Origin of the sequence: Segatella baroniae B14, from assembly GCF_022024235.1 — a bacterium.
GTDB classification, from domain to species: Bacteria; Bacteroidota; Bacteroidia; order Bacteroidales; family Bacteroidaceae; genus Prevotella; species Prevotella bryantii.
In genome coordinates, this window is sequence record NZ_CP091799.1 from 1,142,042 (window position 1) to 1,161,426 (window position 19,385).

Sequence of the window (19,385 nt, forward strand, 5' to 3'; positions counted from 1 at the left end):
TTATAGAGGACAACAATAGAAATGAACTTATCATTATTTTTAGCGAGAAAAATATTCCTTGATAAAGGTGACAAACGTAAAGTATCACGACCTGCTATTCACATTGCAACAGCAGGTGTTGCTATTGGTTTGGCAGTAATGATTATTTCAGTTTGTGTTGTCCTCGGATTTAAACATACAATACGCGATAAAGTTATAGGATTTGGTAGTCATATACAAGTTGGTAATTTTCTTAGTTTGCAAAGCCAGGGTACGGAACAGTATCCTGTAGCGATGAATGATTCTATGATGAATGTTCTTAAACACATCAGTGGAATCAAGCATGTACAAAGATTTGCTTACAAGCAAGGATTACTCAAAACTAATAATGACTTTCTAGGAGTAAACTTTAAAGGTGTAGGACCTGAATGGGATTCAACATTTATTGCTAATAGTATGATAGAGGGTACTATCCCCCACTTTGACGATAAAGCGAGCCATAACAAGATTTTAGTGTCTAAAACTATGGCAGATAAATTGAATCTCAAATCCAATCAAAAGATTTTTGCATATTTTATTGATAATAATGGTGTTAGAGCACGTCGCTTTACAATCTGTGGCATCTACGAAACTAACCTTAAGAAATACGATCAGATAATGTGTTTCTGTGACCTATACACAGCAAGAAAATTAAATGGTTGGGAAGATGACCAAGTTAGCGGTGCAGAATTACAAGTTGAGAATTTCGAACAATTACCAATTGTTGCCAATCGTATTATTGGTAAAGTAAACAAAACCGTTGACCATTATGGAGAAACATATTCTAGCTCCACTATCAAGGAAATAAATCCTCAAATATTTGCTTGGTTGGGATTGATGGATTTAAATGTTTGGGTTATTCTTGGTCTCATGCTAGCTGTAGCCGGAATAACAATGATATCAGGACTACTTATCATCATTTTAGAACGTACCAATATGATAGGTATACTAAAAGCACTCGGCGCAAGAAACAAGACCATTCGCCATACATTTTTATGGATGTCTGTTTTTATTATAGGAAGAGGCTTACTGATAGGTAATATCATTGGTTTGGGACTCATTGTGCTACAGCAATACACAAGCCTAATCAAATTAGATCCTCAAACATACTATGTAAGTACTGTTCCAGTAGAGTTTAATTGGCTATATATCGTACTTATCAATATAGCAACTATGCTAATATGCACCTTCATCCTTATAGCTCCAAGCTATGTAATCAGCAAGATTAACCCTGCTAAAAGTATGCATTACGAATAGACTTTTTACTATTCCGCAGTATAAGAATACTATTTACACTTTTCGATTTTTCTCCTAAAATCGGCTTTTTTTCCGATTTAGAAAAAAAATTGCACATATTTTTTGGAAATGTGCCAAAGAAGGATTACCTTTGCACACAAAATATTTTTTTGTGCAATGGAACATATACCTAGCTTTAATTCATTAATTGAAAAAAGCATTAAAGATAATTGGAACAGAGATGCCTTGACAGACTTCAAAGGTAAAACACTTCAATTTCACGATGTTGCCCGCAAAATAGAAAAGACGCATATCATTTTTGAGAATATCGGTATTCAAAAAGGTGACAAAATTGCGTTATGCGGAAGAAATAGTGCAAATTGGGCAGTATTGTATCTTTCTACAATTACTTATGGAGCTGTTGTCGTTCCTATTCAACATGAATTCAAAGCAGAGCAAATTCATAATATAGTAAATCATAGTGAAGCGAAACTTCTCTATGTTGGCGATGTTGTAGCTACGCAAATTGATCCAGAAGAAATGCCTAATCTACAAGGTGTTATCTATTTGCCAGATTTTTCTATCATTAAATCACGTTCAGAGAGCCTGAACTATGCTCGAGAACATCTAAATGCTATGTTTGGTGAGAAATACCCAAAATATTTTCGTGCTGAACACGTGCATTATCATGTCGATGAAGCTGAAGAATTAGCATTAATCAACTACACTAGTGGTACAACAGGTTTTTCAAAGGGCGTAATGTTACCTTATCGCACCCTTTGGAGTAACATAGATTATTTGATGAACCATGTAGGAACTCATCTTCCTAAAAATTGCAATGTTTTGTCTATACTTCCAATGGCTCATATGTTTGGCTTGGCATTCGAATTTTTATTTGAGTTTATAGCTGGAAATCATATATACTTTCTCACACGACTCCCTAGTCCTACAGTCATCCATGAAGCCTTCCAAGCTATCCATCCAGCCATCATCATCTCTGTACCGCTTATAGTGGACAAAATTGTCAGAAAAAAGATTTTCCCTAAAATACAGACCAATCGCATGCGACTGCTAATGAACATGCCTGTGGTGAAAAAGAAAATTAACGAAAAAATACTGGAACTTGTTAAAGAAGAATTTGGAGGTAATGCCTATGAAATCATTGTAGGTGGAGCAAGTCTAAATCCTGAAATTGAACAATTCCTTAAGAGCATCCACTACCCTATAACAGTAGGTTATGGTACAACAGAGACCGCGCCACTAATTACATTCAGCGATTGGCATGATTTTGTTTCAGGTAGCTGTGGTAGACCAGTAGACCATATGGAGGTTAAAATTAATAGTGAAGACCCAACAAACATACCAGGAGAACTTCTCACAAGAGGATTAAACGTGATGCAAGGCTATTATAAAAATCAAGAAGCTACAAAAGCAGCTCTTGACAAAGATGGATGGTATCATTCTGGTGATTTAGCCACTATGAACGAAGATGGCCATGTATTTATTCGTGGAAGAATCAAAAATATGCTTCTTGGCTCAAATGGCCAAAATATTTATCCAGAAGAAATCGAAAATAAACTTAACTCTATGGCTATGGTAAATGAAAGTATCATTCTTCAAAAAGATGATCAGCTAGTAGGTTTAGTTCACCCAGATATGGAAGAAGCAAAACTTATGGGATTCACAGATGATGACCTAATAAACATTATGGAAGAAAACAGACAACAATTGAACAAAATGTTGCCTCCTTTCTGTAAAATATCAAATATACGCCTTCATGGTGAAGAATTTCAGAAGACTCCTAAAAAGAGTATAAAACGATATTTATATCAAGATACACTATAATTCCCTATCGTATCACCAACATAGTGAACAAAAGAGATAAAAATATATGGAAAATATAAACATTCCAAGTTTTAACGCCATGATAGAAAAGAGTATCATAGACCATTGGGATATGGATGCTTTAACAGATTATAAAGGCGTAACACTACAATATCACGACGTAGCGAGAAAAATAGAGAAATTACACATCATGTTTGAAAATAGTGGTGTGCAAAAGGGTGATAAAATAGCTCTCTGTGGGCGAAATAGCGCAAGTTGGGGAGCAGCATTTTTGGCAACATTAACATATGGCGCAATAGCAGTACCAATTCTCCACGAATTTACACCAGAACAAATTCACAATATCGTTAATCATAGCGACGCAAAACTGCTTTTTGTTGGTGATGTTGTAGCCACGCAGATTGATGCAACCAAAATGCCTGGCCTAGAAGGTATCATATATATTCCAGACTACTCGTTAGTGATATCACGAACTGATAAACTAACATATGCACGTGAACACCTGAACGAAATATTTGGACATAAATACCCAAAATATTTCCGCAAAGAGCATATTAACTATTATAAAGAACAAAATCCTGATGAGCTAGCTTTAATTAACTATACAAGCGGTACTACCGGATTTTCAAAGGGAGTTATGATTCCTTACAGAGCACTTTGGAGCAATGCTGATTTTGCAGAATCCGTACTAGGTAAACAACTCAAGCAAGGTGACCCTGTTATTAGTATATTACCTATGGCTCACATGTATGGTATGGCTTTCGAATTTATTTTTGAATTCATAAAAGGCTGCCATATTTATTACCTCACTCGAATACCTAGTCCTGCAATTATTGCAGAAGCTTTTGGAAGCATCCAGCCTAAGATAATTATTGCAGTACCAATGATTATCGAGAAAATTATCCGCAAAAAGGTATTTCCTAAGATACAGAATAATAAAATGCGTATGTTGCTCCACATGCCTGTAATTAGTGGAAAAGTAAAGGAAAAAATTTGCGAACAGGTTACAAAAGCTTTTGGTGGACGATTTTATGAAATCATTCTTGGTGGAGCAGCCTTTAATCAAGAAATAGAAAGTTTCCTCAAGCAAATCAAGTTTAATTATACCGTAGGATATGGCGCAACAGAATGCGCACCTATTATTTGTTATGCCGACTACTCTACTTTCGTAAAAGGTAGTTGCGGACGAGCAGCTCTTCACATGAAGGTTAAAATAGACAGTAAGGATCCTGAAAATATTGCTGGGGAGATTTTAACAAAAGGCCCAAATGTCATGCTTGGCTACTATAAAAATGAAGAAGCTACTGCACAAGTTATAGATAAAGATGGGTGGTATCATACAGGAGACTTAGGTACTATGGATGGTGATGGTAATGTCTTTATTCGTGGACGTAGCAAAAATATGCTTTTAGGTTCTAACGGCCAAAATATATATCCTGAAGAAATAGAAGATAAACTCAATTCACTTGCTCTAGTAAACGAAAGTGTTGTCATTCAGGAAGGAGAAAAATTGATAGGCTTAGTTCACCCCGACTTTGATGAAGCCAAAGCCATGAACTTTACCTCCGAAGATATCAAAAACATTATGGAGGAAGACAGAATTCAGCTCAATTCAATGATGCCAAATTACAGTAAAGTTTCTGAAATTCGCATCCATGATGAAGAATTTGAAAAGACACCAAAGCGCAGTATAAAACGTTATCTGTATCAAAAATAATTATTTAAACATAAAAAAGGATATAGTTAAGTTTAACTATATCCTTTTTCTATGCAGAATCAAATAACGTATTGACGCTTTGTAAACGTCTCATCAAGAATGATATCACCATTACGAAGTGAGCGAGCTAAATAACGAAACTTAAATCCATAATCCTTATAAATTTTAACTCCAGTATCATTCATTAAATTTTTACGCAACGCTTCTCTTATGCCTTTATGATTCTTACCTAGCATAACCTTATCATCTAACTTATTTCTAAAAGTATAATAATAAGTATAAGTGTGAGTTTCTTTATCAAATGTTACACTATCCATACGAGAATCTTCTCGATAAGGAGTAGGACAAAATCTCTTAGTATATAAAGCAGCCTCTTCCACTGCCCTATCCTCAATACTCTTCCTACACCCAACAAAAAGAAAGAACAAGGATGGAAAAGCTACTAAAACTGTAAATAAAAATAAATATTTCCTGATCATAGCTTCATTTTATACTGCAAAAATAAGAAAAATTTGTAAGACTCATTATTTAAGTAAAATCTTTTTGCTATCTTTGCATTAAAATAGGCAATATTTATTAATGGAGAATATCAATCAAATAAGAAACTTTTGCATTATCGCTCACATTGACCATGGTAAATCAACCATAGCCGATCGTCTTTTAGAGAAGACGAAGACTATCCAGATTACAGAAGGTCAAATGCTTGACGATATGGACTTGGAGAAAGAAAGAGGCATAACAATTAAAAGTCATGCCATTCAAATGGAATATAAGGCTAACGATGGACAAACCTATATTCTTAATCTTATCGATACTCCGGGACACGTAGACTTTTCTTATGAGGTTTCCCGTAGTATTGCGGCTTGCGAAGGAGCGATTCTCGTAGTAGATGCTTCACAAGGTGTACAAGCTCAAACCATTTCAAATCTATATATGGCTATCGAACATGACTTAGAAATTATCCCTGTCATGAATAAAATAGATATGCCATCAGCTATGCCTGATGAAGTAGAAGACGAAATTGTTGACTTGTTAGGTTGTGCGCCAGAAGATGTACTTCGTTGTTCAGGAAAGACTGGAGAAGGAATAGATGAAATTCTTGAAGCTGTAGTAACCCGAATACCTAGCCCAACTGGAAATCCAAACGCTCCTCTTCAGGCATTAATATTCGATTCTGTCTATAATTCTTTTAGAGGTATTATTGCCTACTTTAAGATAGTAAATGGAACACTTCATTCTGGTGATCATGTTAAATTCTTTAATACAGGCATGGACTATGATGCAGATGAAATAGGCGTATTAAAGATGGACATGATACCACGTAAAGAGCTATCATGTGGTGAAGTAGGCTATATTATTAGCGGTATCAAGAATGCACGCGAAGTAAAAGTAGGTGATACCATTACTCAAGTCACCAATCCATGTGAAAAAGCTATCGAAGGATTCCAAGAAGTTAAACCTATGGTGTTTGCTGGAGTATACCCTATTGACCCTTCTGATTATGAGAATTTAAGGGCTTCATTGGAAAAACTTCAACTCAATGATGCTTCTCTAACATTCTCACCTGAAAGTTCTGTTGCTCTTGGATTTGGATTTAGATGTGGCTTTTTGGGGTTGCTCCATATGGAAATTATCCAAGAACGTTTGGATAGAGAATTTAATATGGACGTCATAACAACAGTACCTAACGTATCATATATGGTATATGATAAACAAGGTAATGCAAAAGAAGTACATAACCCTTCTGGACTACCAGACCCAACCATGATTGATCATATTGAAGAACCATATATACGTGCTAGCATCATTACAAAAGCAGATTTCATTGGACCGATTATGAAATTATGCCTAGACAAACGAGGTGAATTGATTAATCAAACTTATACAACAGGTAACCGTGTAGAACTGACGTTTCTAATTCCTTTAGGAGAAATCGTTATTGATTTTTACGACAAACTAAAAAGCATTAGTAAGGGATATGCTTCATTTGACTATCATATTGATAGTTTCAGACCATCCAAACTAGCAAAATTGGATATTCTTTTGAATGGAGAACCTGTCGATGCACTATCTACACTTACACACACAGACAATGCAACAACCCTTGGTCGAAGAATGTGTGAAAAATTGAAAGATTTGATACCAAGACAGCAGTTTGATATTGCTATTCAAGCCGCCATTGGTGCCAAAATTGTTGCTCGTGAAACTGTGAAACAGGTCCGTAAAGATGTAACAGCAAAATGTTATGGAGGTGACGTCAGCCGTAAACGTAAGTTGCTTGAAAAACAGAAAAAAGGCAAGAAAAGAATGAAACAAATTGGAAATGTTGAAGTTCCACAGAAGGCATTCCTAGCAGTATTGAAACTTGACGACTAGTTTTTCTAATACTCAAGATTGACAAAATATACCTTAACATAAAGGAGGATTAAAAATGAAAGAAATTGCCACTACAACTCGCGACATCGCTCGTGAACTTGCTAGAAAATACAGTACAATGACACATGAGGAACTAGATACCTTAGAAAGTATCTTAGTTCCTATGAAATTCGCTAAAGGCGATATGATACTTAAAGAAGGTGATTTATGTGATAGTATATATTACATAGAAAAAGGACTCATTCGACAATTCTACTTTAAAAATGGAAAAGAAGTGACAGAACACTTAGGTGAAGATCATACCATTGTTATGTGTATAGAAAGCCTTTTTAAAGAAGAACCTACCCGACTTCAAGTTGAAGCTTTAGAACCAACTCTTATGTATGGCTTACCTAAAAAGCGATTAGAAGAAGAGGCTATACATAACACAAATATTCAGATGCTCTATCGAAAAATATTGGAAGAAAGCCTCATCATAAGTCAAGTACATGCTGATCTTGTAAGATTCGAGAGTGCACAAAATCGATATAAAAAAATGTGCAAACTTAGTCCTCAAGTAATATTACGTGCCCCTTTAGTATATATTGCCAATTATTTACAAATGACTCCAGAAACACTTAGTCGAGTTAGAGCAGCTTCACTACTAGATGATGAATAATTCAAAAAAGTAACTATAATGCAAAATAAAAAATGGATGCTAATCACATTTGATTAGCATCCATTTTTTTATTACTATAAAAGAAAACTAATTATTCAGCTTCTTCTACAGGCTTCATATTTGTATATACATTCTGTACATCATCAAACTCTTCAAGCTTCTCAACCATCTTATCGATAGTCTCACGCTGTTCGTCTGTAACATCCTTCAAATCTGTAGGAATGCGAGTAAATTCAGCACTAGTAATCTCAAAACCATTCTCTTCGAGATATTTCTGAATGCCACCAAAACTTGTAGGCTCACCATAAATCGTGATTTCCTGAGCTTCTTCATCCTCATCGAATTCATCATCAACACCAAGGTCAATCAACTCAAGAATCAACTCATCCATATCCAAATCGTCCTTCTTCTTAAAAGTGAATACACACTTATGATCAAAGAGGAAACTCAATGAACCTTGTGTACCAAGGTTACCATTAAACTTATTAAAGACAGAACGTACATCAGCAACTGTACGAGTTGTATTATCAGTCAATGTATCAACAAATACAGCGATACCGTGAGGGCCATAACCTTCATATGGAACTTCCTTGTAATCGCTGGTATCCTTACCCATTGCATTTTTGATAGCACGAACAATATTGTCTTTAGGCATATTTTCACGCTTACAAGTAGCAATGATAGCACGGAGACGAGGATTGTTTTCTGGTTCTGGACCACCAGCCTTAACAGCAATAGCAATCTCCTTACCCAATTTCGTGAACGTACGGGCCATATGACCCCATCTTTTCAACTTAGTCGCTTTACGATATTCAAATGCTCTTCCCATTGGAATTATATTTTAAAAATTATTGTATATCAATATTTTAACGTAACTCTGCATTCAATTTACCAGTTAACTGAGTAATCAACTTCTTCATGATAGCATCAATTGCTTTATCATTCAAAGTCTTATTATCATCCTGAAGTATGAAATTAACAGCATAGCTCTTCTTACCCACAGGTAAGTTTTTACCCTCATACACATCGAAGAGTTCAACTGACTTCAATAATTTCTTTTCACACTGCTTCGCTATATTTTCTATATCCAAAAATTGTACATTTTTGTCTACTAACAAAGCCAAGTCACGGCTAACTGCAGGATACTTGCTGATTTCCTTGAACACAATTTTATTCTTGCGAATAGCCTTCATAACTGCATCCCAATTAATATCAGCATAATAAACGTCACTCTGTAAGCCAAATAACTTTTTAATCTTCAAGCTCAAAACACCGACTTCAGCAAGGATACGTCCACCTCTATTCTCATAACGTAAACCTTTTGAGAAAATATCATTATCACTAGCCTTAATAACGACAGCACCTGCAGACAAACCAACACGAGCGAAAATATTCTCTACATATGCTTTCATCTCGTAGATTGTTGAATCTTCATCAGCATGAGCCCAACTACCCTGAACACGCTTACCAGTCAACCACAAAGCTATATGACTCTCTTGAACGTAAGCGCTAATTGGACTATCTTCAGTCCATTTATCCTTATTATAGATATATGTATTTCCTACCTCAAAAAATTTTAAATTAGGGCGTTTACGATTCACATTACGAACGATACTCTCCAGACCTCCGAATAACATTGTCTGACGCATAACACCTAAATCTGAACTTAATGGATTCATGACCTTAACAGTGCTATCTTGAGTATAGACATTCATATTTAAATCTGAGTAATAAGAAGATTTACTCAAAGAATTATTTAAAATCTCATTAAAGCCACATCCAACTAACTGTTCACTTACCAAATTAGTTAATTTAGCCTTATGGTCTTCTTCCCCCTGAATCGTTAATGTACTATTTAATGTTGTTCCTATTTCAACATTATTATAACCATAAATACGCAAGATATCTTCAACTACATCACATGGTCGCTGAACATCAACACGATAAGCAGGGACATCTAGTCTAAGACCATTATCTCTTTCCTCTACGATCTTCATTTCTAGGCTAGTTACAATATTCTTAATTGTATCATGCCCTATAGCCTTACCTATAAGTTTATCTACGTAATCGTATTCCAAATCAACTGAGAAATCAGCAATCGGTTCAGGATATACATCCTTAATATTCATGCTCACTTTACCACCAGCTAATTCTTTAATCAAAATTGCTGCTTGTTTTAAAGCATATATTACTCCATTAGGATCAATACCACGCTCAAAACGATAACTAGCATCTGTACTTAAACCATGACGACGGGCACTCTTACGAATCCATGTTGGGTGGAAATATGCAGACTCTAATACAACATTCTTGGTTGTTTCATAAGTACCACTACCCTTGCCACCAAATACACCAGCAATACACATAGGTTCTTCGGCATTGCAAATGCTCAAATCTCTTTCACCAAGGATATGTTTTTCACCATCAAGAGTAACAAATTCTGTGCCTTCTGGCTGAGTACGAACAATAATTTTATGACCTTTGACCATATCTGCATCAAAGCAATGCATAGGCTGACCATAAGCCATCATAACGTAATTAGTAATATCAACTATATTGTTGATTGGTCGCAGTCCAATAACAGAAAGCTTATTTTTTAACCAATCTGGACTTTCTTTTACTTCACAATCAGCTATGCTTAAACATGCATAACGCTTACATGCCTCCGTATTTTCAATCTCGACATCTATTGGCATATTTTGATTGTCAACCTGAAATGCAGAACAATCAGGACGATGCAAAGAAGTTTTATAGCCGTTCTGTTTCAACCATGCATAAAGATCACGGGCAACACCATAATGAGATAACGCATCTGCACGATTAGCGGTAATATCTATTTCTATAATCCAGTCACTCTCTAAGTGATAATATTCTGCAGCAGGAGTACCTACAACTGCATCTTCTGGCAAAACGATGATTCCATCATGAGATGTACCTACACCGATCTCATCTTCTGCACAAATCATACCGAAACTATCTACACCACGAAGACGTCCCTTTTTGATTGTAAAGCTTTCTTCTCCATCATACAAGACACATCCAAGGTCAGCAACAATTACCTTCTGACCTGCAGCTACATTTGGAGCGCCACACACTATCTGCTGTGGCTCACCCTTACCAAGATCTACAGTTGTAATATGCAAATGATCTGAATTAGGATGATTTTCACAAGTTAAAACTTTACCAACAAAGAGGCCCTGAAGACCACCCTTAATAGACTGAACTTCTTCAAGTGAGTCAACTTCCAAGCCTGTAGAAGTCAGCGCGTCCGCAGTCTCCTGTGGGGTTAAGTCGAAATCGACATAATCTTTAAGCCATTTATAAGAAACTTTCATTATAATGATTTTTATTGTATACTCAAAAACTTTGCAAAAATACTATTTTTTTGGGACATATACAAAAAATACCTAAGAAATTGTAGGCATAGCTTAAAGCTATGCCTACAATAAATCTATCTATTAATTTTCTTCTAAAAAATGCTACCCTATAAAGTTCAAGAGGAATTCAACAGCTCCCTGAACCCCAAAATTTTTCACATCTAAAGCCAAGTCATAATTTCGTGCATCATACCAATTACATCCTGTAAACGTTTTCGTAAACAGTTCACGCGTATAATCATTATCAGCTATCAATTCCTTTGCTTTGATTTCATTTACGTTATATCGCTCCATAATCCGCTTAATTCTTACATCTTTTGGTGCATGAATAAACAATTTCAGACTATTTGATTCATCTCTGAAAATATCAAATCCGCACCTTCCGACAATTACACACGATTCTTGATAAGCAATTTCACGAATAGCCGCTTTTTGGGCCAAAAATAGCTGACGAGAAGTTATATTTTGAGCATCTACAAAATATTCATTCATACTCATGAAGTTTGAATAAAACTGAGCAAAATCTTCCCACCACGAAGGACGTCGGTTTTCGATAATACTAGCCTCTTCCGGTGTTATATTAAATTTATTAGCAACAGCTTCAACGATTTGTTTGTCTATAAATCTAACACCTAATTGCCTAGCAAGCTCTTCACCTATAGCATGGCCACCTGAGCCAAACTCTCTATTAATCGTTATAACAAATTTTTCGTTTTTATTCATGACATTGTATCTTTATTGGTTAACTGCTGTAAATATAGTAAAAAATATTGGAAGTTAGAGTACTAATATATATTTTTTCTTCAAAATCGCACATAATTTATAAATCAAAAAATGAGGCTCTTTTGTTTTTCTATAACAAAAGAGCCTCATTTACACTAGAATATTTAATGATTATAACGCTTTTAAATAAGCAGAGCAAGCCTCAGCGCATCGTTCTCCATCCACGCCAGCACTTACGATTCCACCAGCATATCCAGCTCCTTCACCACAAGGGAATAGTCCTTTAATCCGAACGTGTTCTAAAGTTTCACGGTCTCTTAAAATTCTGACAGGAGAAGATGTCCTTGTTTCTGTCGCAATCATTACGGCCTCATTTGTAAGAAATCCATGGGCATGTTTTCCGAAAGTTTTAAAACCCTCTTGCAAACGTTTCACCACGAATTCAGGCATCCAAAAATGGAGAGGACTTGAAATAAGCCCTGGTGCATAACTAGATTTTGGCAAATCATATGACAATCGACCATTAACAAAATCTGCCATACGTTGAGCTGGAGCCGTCTGCTTCATATTACCCTGTAGCCAACAGTCTTTTTCTAGTTTTTCTTGGAACCGCATTAAACATAAAGGATCATCTCCCTCCACATCTTCTGGATGCATTTCAACCACCATACCAGAATTAGACCATGCAGTTCCTCGATTTGCAGGGCTCATACCATTGGTTACTAACTGCTGAGGTCCAGTAGCTGCAGGAATAACAAAACCACCAGGACACATACAAAAGCTATATACTCCACGCCCCTCTACCTGCGTTACAAATGAATACTCTGCAGCAGGGAGATATTTACCTCTACCATTTTTATTATGATATTGTATCTGATCGATTAAAAGAGAAGGATGTTCTAACCTTACACCAACAGCAATTCCTTTTGCTTCTATTTCTATTTTTGCTTCACTCAAATAGCGATAAACATCTCGAGCAGAATGGCCCGTGGCTAAAATAACAGGGCCACGAAATATCTTTTCTGCTTGAGTAACTAAATCCAAGGCTTCTACACCTACGACTGATTTTTCTGCGCCATTCTGTTCTAAAATCAGTCTCACCATTTTAGTTTCAAAATGAACTTCACCACCACACTTCAAGATTGTGTTTCTCATATTTTCTATTACACGAGGTAATTTATCTGTACCAATATGAGGATGAGCATCAGACAATATTGAAGTAGAGGCACCATGCTGACAAAAGACATTGAGTATTTTTACTACATTACCTCGCTTTTTACTTCGAGTATACAATTTACCATCAGAATAAGCGCCGGCTCCGCCTTCTCCAAAACAATAATTGCTTTCCTCATCAACTTTCTGTGTTTTAGTTATCTTGGCCAAGTCCACTTTTCTTCTGCGTACATCCTTGCCTCTTTCCAAAACAATTGGCCGGAAGCCCAACTCTATCAAACGAAGTGCCGCAAAAAGGCCACCAGGCCCCTCACCTACAACTATAACCGGTGACGACGACTCAACATTAGGGTATTCTGTATGCTCATAAGCATCGTCTTGAGGATACTCATTGATATATACGCGCAAAGAAAGATTTACAAAGATTTGACGCTGACGTGCATCTATACTTCTTTTAAGAATTCGTACCTGATTCAGAGTACGAACATCTAATCCCTTCTCTTTAGAGATATATAACTTAATATTTTCCTCATTAGCTGCAACCTGAGGCAACACTCTAATTTGATATTCTTCAATCATATTACTTTATTTTAAACGCAAACTTACTCATTTTTTTTCAAAATACAGCACTTTCTACATAAGAAAGCGGTCTATTTAAAATAAATTTAAAAGAAGTTTGGACTTCTCAAAAAATATAGATAACTTTGCGGTCAGTGATTAATATGAGGTTATTTATTCACCTGAAGGGTTGTTGTCTGTGATAGATAGCAACTCTTTTTTTTAGCTATTAAAAAAAAGATATATTCGACCTTTATGATTACAATAATCTGCTTTTTCAAAAGTTTTACTTACAATTTTTTATATTTTTCTTGGTATAACCTTATAAAATTAGTACTTTTGCAAACGTACAGAGTTAGCAAACTATTGTTTGCATCGAAATTCGAAGAGAGAGAAACCCAGTAATCAATTTCGCCTCTGTTGTTAGGTAGGCGCCTTTGAGCGTTGGTTCTCTTTATTCTATTTCACTCATTTACAAAAATTATCCCCCCGTCCGTTTCGGGGCCGTTAATCTAAAAAAGTATGAAAGTATTAAAATTTGGCGGAACCTCAGTTGGATCCGTAGACAGTATTCTGAGTTTAAAGAATATTGTAGAAGCTGAAGCGAAAAAGCAATCAGTAGTAGTTGTTGTTAGTGCACTTGGTGGAATTACTGACCAATTGCTTTCTACATCACAATTAGCACTAAAACACAACGATCGTTGGAAAGATCAATTTGATGCCATGGTAGACCGTCATCATAAGATGATCGACACCATTATTACTGATACCAAAAAACGCGAAAATCTGTTTAACACAGTTGATCAGCTCTTTGAACAATTGAAGAGTATCTATTATGGTGTTTATCTGATACACGATTTAAGCCCTAAAACACAGAATGCCATTGTCAGCTATGGAGAACGTCTTTCTAGTAACATCGTAGCCAGTCTAATCAAAGGTGCTAAATGGTTTGATTCTCGTAATTTCATCAAAACGGAATGGAAGAATCACAAAAACATGTTAGATAGCGAACTGACGAACAAGTTAGTAAAAGATACATTTGAAGATCTTCCACGTATATCACTCGTTCCAGGATTTATTTCACGAGACAGAGATACTGATGAAATCACCAATTTAGGAAGAGGTGGCAGTGACTACACTGCAGCTATTATTGCAGCAGCTCTTGATGCTGAAGTTCTTGAAATATGGACAGATGTAGACGGCTTCATGACAGCTGACCCACGCATCATAAAAAACGCATATACAATTCCTGAGCTCAGTTATATAGAAGCAATGGAGCTTTGCAACTTTGGAGCTAAAGTCGTATATCCCCCAACGATATATCCTGTATGTGTGAAAAATATTCCTATCAGAATAAAGAACACATTCAACCCAGATAATCCAGGAACCATTATTTTAAATCATATCCAAGAAGATGATAAACTGATAAAAGGTATATCTTCTATAAATGGTGTAGCATTAATCACTGTTACCGGTTTGTCTATGGTTGGTGTCATAGGTGTCAATAGACGAATATTTACAGCTCTCACCAAAGAAGGAATATCTGTATTCCTAGTGAGCCAAGCTTCTTCTGAGAATTCTACTTCTGTAGGCGTAAAAGAAGAAGATGCTGATGCTGCAGTAGCAGTTCTTGACCATGAATTTGCTGCAGAAATAGAAGATGGCGCCATGTTCCCTATGCACGCAGAAAAAGGCCTTGCTACTGTAGCTATTGTCGGCGAAAAAATGAAACACACAGCAGGTATTGCAGGTAAACTCTTTGGCACCCTAGGCAGGAGTGGTATTAGTGTTATTGCTTGTGCCCAAGGTGCATCTGAAACGAATATTTCATTTGTTGTCAAGTCCGACGTTCTACGCAAAAGCTTGAACGTTCTCCATGATAGTTTTTTCCTTTCAGATTACAAAGTACTCAACCTATTTATCTGTGGCGTTGGTACAGTAGGAGGAAAACTAATAGAACAGATAAAAAAACAATACGAGGAACTAAAAGAGCGAAGTCGTCTAAAATTGAATGTTGTAGGTATTGCTTCATCACATAATGCAATTTACAATAGAGATGGTCTAAATTTGGATAACTTTAAGGCAGAACTCAAAAAGAGTGAAACGAGTTCACCGGAAAAACTTCGAGACCACATTATCGCCATGAATATTTTCAATTCGGTATTTGTAGATTGCACAGCATCTAAAGACGTGGCCGCTCTTTATCAAAGCCTCTTAGATCACAATGTGTCTGTAGTAGCAGCAAATAAAATTGCAGCATCTAGTGATTACACTAGCTATATTCGATTAAAAAACACAGCTCTATCTAGAGGCGTGAAATTCAGATTTGAAACAAATGTAGGAGCTGGGCTTCCTATTATTGGCACTATAAACGACTTACGTAACTCTGGTGACAAAATACTTAAGATTCAGGCAGTTTTAAGCGGAACATTAAACTATATTTTCAATAAAATATCTTCTGATTGTCCTTTCTCTGAAACTGTTCGCTTAGCCAAAGAAGAAGGATATGCAGAGCCTGATCCACGAGTTGACCTGAGCGGCACAGACGTAGTTCGCAAACTCGTTATACTGAGTCGCGAAGCTGGATACAAAGTGGAACAAGAAGATGTCGAAAAAAATCTATTTATTCCAAAAGAATATTTTGAGGGAAATGTCGAAAACTTTTGGAAGCGCCTTCCTGAATTAGATGCAGAATTCGAGGTCAAAAGAAAGAAACTTGAGGCTGAAAAGAAGCGTTGGAGATTCGTCGCTACTTTTGAAGGAGGCAAAACCAGTGTAGGTTTACAAGAAATAGACATGCGACATCCTTTCTATGATTTAGAAGGTTCAAACAATATTGTAATGTTGACCACAGAACGCTACAAAGAATTCCCTATGCTAATTCAAGGCTACGGAGCAGGAGCTAGCGTAACTGCTGCTGGTGTATTCGCAAATATCATGTCAATAGCCAATATATAAAAGGATTACCAAATGAAACATATTATTATTTTAGGTGATGGAATGTCTGATCACCCTGTAGAAAAACTTGGTGGTAAGACTTTACTTCAATATGCAAAAACTCCATATATGAATCTCCTTGCTAAAGAAGGAAAAACGGGAAGATTAATTACTGTCCCTGAAGGTTTTATGCCAGGTTCTGAGGTAGCAAACACGGCTATCATGGGCTACGATTTAAATAAGGTATACGAAGGAAGAGGTCCTTTGGAAGCTGCTTCTATCGGTTATGAAATGGCTCCAGAAGATATGGCTATCCGTTGTAACGTCATTTATTTGGAAGACGGGAAAATTATAACACACAATGGAGGTAACTTGTCTACAGAAGATGGAGACATTCTCATGAAATACTTAAATGAAAAACTTGGGAATGAACATGTGAAATTTATCACAGGTATACAATATCGTCACCTTCTCATTATAAAATACGCAAGTAAGCACATCGTATGTGCTCCTCCACACGATCACCCGAATGAAGAATGGAAACCTCTTCTTGTAAAAAGCGAGCCAGGATGGGAGGATGTACATGAGCCTATTATAGGATTAGATGGAAAACCTACAGGAGAAGTTCGTCTATCAGGTAAAGAAACTGCCGATCTTATAAATGACTTGATATTAAAAAGTCAACAATTACTGTCAGAACATCCATATAATAAGAATAAGGCAGCATCAGGAAAACGACAAGCTAACTCTATTTGGCCTTGGAGTGGCGGATATCGACCAAGCATGAAGACTTTAATGCAAATGTACCCTACCATAAAATCAGGTAGCGTTATCAGCGCAGTCGATCTTATACGTGGAATAGGACATTATGCTGGACTAGATATTATTAAAGTTCCAGGAGCAACCGGCTTGGCAGACACCAACTATGAAGGTAAAACAAAAGCTGCAATAGATGCTCTCAAAAAACAGGATTTTGTATATCTTCACCTTGAAGCTACGGACGAAGCTGGGCATGATGGCGATCTCGAATTAAAAATTAATGCCATACAATATCTTGATCATAGAGTTATTGAACCTATTTATAATGAAATAATGACCTGGAATGAACCCGTATGCATCGCTGTTCTTCCAGACCATCCTACACCCGTCGAAATACGAACTCATGTAAAAGAACCTGTACCATTTCTTATTTGGTACAAAGGAATACAAGCCGATACGGTACAACAGTATGACGAAGTTAGCTGTACAACCGGAGAATATGGCTTAATAGAATTACAACAATTTATGGACACATTTATGAAATACTAAACATATGAAATATTATAGCACCAACAAAAATGCAGAAACTGCTACCCTCCATGAGGCTGTAGTAAAAGGACTGGCACCAGACAAAGGTCTGTATATGCCAGAAATTATTAATAAATTACCAAAGGAATTTTACGACCACATTGAGGATTTATCATTCCAAGAAATAGCTTATAAGGTTGCAAATGCTTTTTTCGGTGAAGATGTTGAACCTGAAGCTCTGAAGAAAATCGTTTATGACACACTAGCATTTGATGTTCCTGCCGTAAAAGTAGAAGATAATATTTATTCTTTGGAACTTTTCCACGGCCCTACACTAGCATTTAAAGATGTAGGCGCAAGATTTATGGCTCGTCTCTTACAATATTTTGTAAAACAGGAAGGCGCAAAAGACATCAACGTACTTGTTGCGACTTCTGGAGATACAGGAAGTGCTGTTGCTAATGGCTTTCTTGGTGTAGACGGTATACATGTATATGTACTTTATCCTAAAGGAAAAGTAAGCAAAATTCAAGAAAGTCAGTTCACTACACTCGGACAGAATATCACAGCTCTCGAAGTTGACGGTGTGTTTGATGATTGTCAAGCATTGGTAAAAAAAGCCTTCATGGATAAAGAATTGAATAAACACATGAAACTGACTTCTGCTAACAGCATTAATGTAGCTAGATTCTTGCCACAGGCTTTCTATTATTTTTATGCTTATGCACAGCTTAAAAAAGCTAATATTTTAGAAAGAAACAATAAATCAAACTTAGTAGTTTGCGTTCCTTCCGGCAATTTTGGAAATATTTGTGCAGGACTATTTGGTTATAAAATGGGGCTACCTATTAAACGATTTATAGCTGCCAATAATGCCAATGATATTTTCTATAAGTATTTGAAAACAGGTGAATATAATCCAAAGCCATCTGTACAGACTCTTGCCAATGCCATGGATGTTGGTGACCCTTCAAATTTTGCTCGAATTTATGATTTATTCGAAGGTAGCCACAAAGATATTACAAGCTTGATTAGTGGCGCGACATATACTGACGAACAGATTAAAGAAACAATGAACCAATGCTACAACGAAACTAAATATATACTTGATCCTCATGGGGCTTGTGGCTACAGGGCTCTTAAAGAAAACTTGGAACCTGGAGAAGTTGGTATATTCCTTGAAACTGCACACCCAGCTAAATTTAAAGAAAAAGTTGATGATATTATCAATCAAGACATCGACATTCCTACACGCTTAGCAGAATTCATGAAAGGTAAAAAGCAAAGCATTAATATGCCTAATGATTTTAACGCATTCAAATCATTCTTAATGAAAGCATAATTTCTACTCACTATTTTAGAAATAATATAACTTTCTTACAAACGATAAACCCGATAACATTTTGCGCTATCGGGTTTATTTTGTATATTTGCAAAAATAAATTCGACCAACAAAAACAAGTGAAAAGTAGAATATATA

At 36.2% G+C, this 19,385-nt stretch carries 13 protein-coding genes; 8 read left to right on the forward strand and 5 right to left on the reverse strand.

Annotated elements, in window-relative coordinates:
* The first annotated feature begins 21 nt into the window (after positions 1-21).
* The 3 genes from L6469_RS04870 to L6469_RS04880 all read left to right on the forward strand — a co-directional run bounded on the left by L6469_RS04870 (position 22) and on the right by L6469_RS04880 (position 4,816).
* On the forward strand, positions 22-1,275 hold the full coding sequence (locus L6469_RS04870; protein WP_006283180.1) for an ABC transporter permease: 1,254 nt from the start codon (positions 22-24) through the stop codon (positions 1,273-1,275).
* A 156-nt stretch (positions 1,276-1,431) separates the two neighbouring features.
* Positions 1,432-3,099, forward strand: a complete 1,668-nt coding sequence (locus tag L6469_RS04875) for an AMP-binding protein (RefSeq protein WP_039870953.1) — start codon at positions 1,432-1,434, stop codon at positions 3,097-3,099.
* Positions 3,100-3,145: 46 nt separating this feature from the next.
* Complete coding sequence (locus L6469_RS04880; RefSeq protein ID WP_006283178.1) at positions 3,146-4,816, forward strand: AMP-binding protein; 1,671 nt, start codon at positions 3,146-3,148, stop codon at positions 4,814-4,816.
* Between the two features lie 59 nt (positions 4,817-4,875).
* Here the strand turns inward: L6469_RS04880 and L6469_RS04885 are convergent, their stop codons facing one another.
* Positions 4,876-5,295 (reverse strand): hypothetical protein, encoded by a 420-nt coding sequence (locus L6469_RS04885; protein WP_050787950.1) that lies wholly within the window; start codon positions 5,293-5,295, stop codon positions 4,876-4,878.
* 100 nt (positions 5,296-5,395) lie between these two features.
* Here L6469_RS04885 and lepA point away from each other — a divergent pair, with 100 nt between their 5' ends.
* Together lepA and L6469_RS04895 are read left to right on the forward strand one after the other, a co-directional pair.
* Positions 5,396-7,192, forward strand: coding sequence for a translation elongation factor 4 (lepA, locus tag L6469_RS04890; RefSeq protein ID WP_006283176.1), 1,797 nt, complete (start codon positions 5,396-5,398; stop codon positions 7,190-7,192).
* Between the two features lie 55 nt (positions 7,193-7,247).
* Positions 7,248-7,850: a Crp/Fnr family transcriptional regulator gene (locus L6469_RS04895; RefSeq protein WP_006283175.1), complete on the forward strand. Its 603-nt coding sequence runs from the start codon at positions 7,248-7,250 to the stop codon at positions 7,848-7,850.
* A gap of 91 nt (positions 7,851-7,941) precedes the next feature.
* Here L6469_RS04895 and L6469_RS04900 read toward each other — a convergent pair whose 3' ends face one another.
* The 4 genes from L6469_RS04900 to L6469_RS04915 all read right to left on the reverse strand — a co-directional run bounded on the left by L6469_RS04900 (position 7,942) and on the right by L6469_RS04915 (position 13,702).
* The gene (locus tag L6469_RS04900) at positions 7,942-8,679 is read right to left on the reverse strand and encodes a YebC/PmpR family DNA-binding transcriptional regulator (RefSeq protein WP_027452868.1); all 738 of its coding nucleotides are present in this window, start codon (positions 8,677-8,679) and stop codon (positions 7,942-7,944) included.
* Positions 8,680-8,716: 37 nt separating this feature from the next.
* Positions 8,717-11,185 carry a phenylalanine--tRNA ligase subunit beta gene (pheT, locus tag L6469_RS04905; protein WP_027452869.1) on the reverse strand — a complete coding sequence of 823 codons (2,469 nt, stop codon included), beginning with the start codon at positions 11,183-11,185 and terminating at the stop codon, positions 8,717-8,719.
* A gap of 144 nt (positions 11,186-11,329) precedes the next feature.
* Positions 11,330-11,950, reverse strand: a complete 621-nt coding sequence (locus L6469_RS04910) for an AAA family ATPase (RefSeq protein ID WP_027452870.1) — start codon at positions 11,948-11,950, stop codon at positions 11,330-11,332.
* A gap of 171 nt (positions 11,951-12,121) precedes the next feature.
* Positions 12,122-13,702 carry an NAD(P)/FAD-dependent oxidoreductase gene (locus L6469_RS04915; protein WP_006283169.1) on the reverse strand — a complete coding sequence of 527 codons (1,581 nt, stop codon included), beginning with the start codon at positions 13,700-13,702 and terminating at the stop codon, positions 12,122-12,124.
* A gap of 501 nt (positions 13,703-14,203) precedes the next feature.
* Here L6469_RS04915 and thrA point away from each other — a divergent pair.
* Genes thrA through thrC form a run of 3 tightly spaced genes read left to right on the forward strand, consistent with a single transcriptional unit; the run spans position 14,204 to position 19,247 of the window.
* Positions 14,204-16,639: a bifunctional aspartate kinase/homoserine dehydrogenase I gene (thrA, locus tag L6469_RS04920; RefSeq protein ID WP_027452871.1), complete on the forward strand. Its 2,436-nt coding sequence runs from the start codon at positions 14,204-14,206 to the stop codon at positions 16,637-16,639.
* A gap of 12 nt (positions 16,640-16,651) precedes the next feature.
* On the forward strand, positions 16,652-17,926 hold the full coding sequence (locus L6469_RS04925) for a cofactor-independent phosphoglycerate mutase (RefSeq protein ID WP_006283167.1): 1,275 nt from the start codon (positions 16,652-16,654) through the stop codon (positions 17,924-17,926).
* 4 nt (positions 17,927-17,930) lie between these two features.
* Positions 17,931-19,247 carry a threonine synthase gene (gene thrC, locus L6469_RS04930; RefSeq protein WP_006283166.1) on the forward strand — a complete coding sequence of 439 codons (1,317 nt, stop codon included), beginning with the start codon at positions 17,931-17,933 and terminating at the stop codon, positions 19,245-19,247.
* Positions 19,248-19,385 lie beyond the last annotated feature (138 nt).

What these genes read in the sequence shown, in the direction of transcription:
- L6469_RS04870 (WP_006283180.1), top strand. Translation starts at nt 22, where the DNA reads ATGAACTTATCATTATTTTTAGCGAGAAAAATATTCCTTGATAAAGGT.
- L6469_RS04875 (WP_039870953.1), top strand. Translation starts at nt 1,432, where the DNA reads ATGGAACATATACCTAGCTTTAATTCATTAATTGAAAAAAGCATTAAA.
- L6469_RS04880 (WP_006283178.1), top strand. Translation starts at nt 3,146, where the DNA reads ATGGAAAATATAAACATTCCAAGTTTTAACGCCATGATAGAAAAGAGT.
- L6469_RS04885 (WP_050787950.1), bottom strand. Translation starts at nt 5,295, where the DNA reads ATGATCAGGAAATATTTATTTTTATTTACAGTTTTAGTAGCTTTTCCA.
- lepA (WP_006283176.1), top strand. Translation starts at nt 5,396, where the DNA reads ATGGAGAATATCAATCAAATAAGAAACTTTTGCATTATCGCTCACATT.
- L6469_RS04895 (WP_006283175.1), top strand. Translation starts at nt 7,248, where the DNA reads ATGAAAGAAATTGCCACTACAACTCGCGACATCGCTCGTGAACTTGCT.
- L6469_RS04900 (WP_027452868.1), bottom strand. Translation starts at nt 8,679, where the DNA reads ATGGGAAGAGCATTTGAATATCGTAAAGCGACTAAGTTGAAAAGATGG.
- pheT (WP_027452869.1), bottom strand. Translation starts at nt 11,185, where the DNA reads ATGAAAGTTTCTTATAAATGGCTTAAAGATTATGTCGATTTCGACTTA.
- L6469_RS04910 (WP_027452870.1), bottom strand. Translation starts at nt 11,950, where the DNA reads ATGAATAAAAACGAAAAATTTGTTATAACGATTAATAGAGAGTTTGGC.
- L6469_RS04915 (WP_006283169.1), bottom strand. Translation starts at nt 13,702, where the DNA reads ATGATTGAAGAATATCAAATTAGAGTGTTGCCTCAGGTTGCAGCTAAT.
- thrA (WP_027452871.1), top strand. Translation starts at nt 14,204, where the DNA reads ATGAAAGTATTAAAATTTGGCGGAACCTCAGTTGGATCCGTAGACAGT.
- L6469_RS04925 (WP_006283167.1), top strand. Translation starts at nt 16,652, where the DNA reads ATGAAACATATTATTATTTTAGGTGATGGAATGTCTGATCACCCTGTA.
- thrC (WP_006283166.1), top strand. Translation starts at nt 17,931, where the DNA reads ATGAAATATTATAGCACCAACAAAAATGCAGAAACTGCTACCCTCCAT.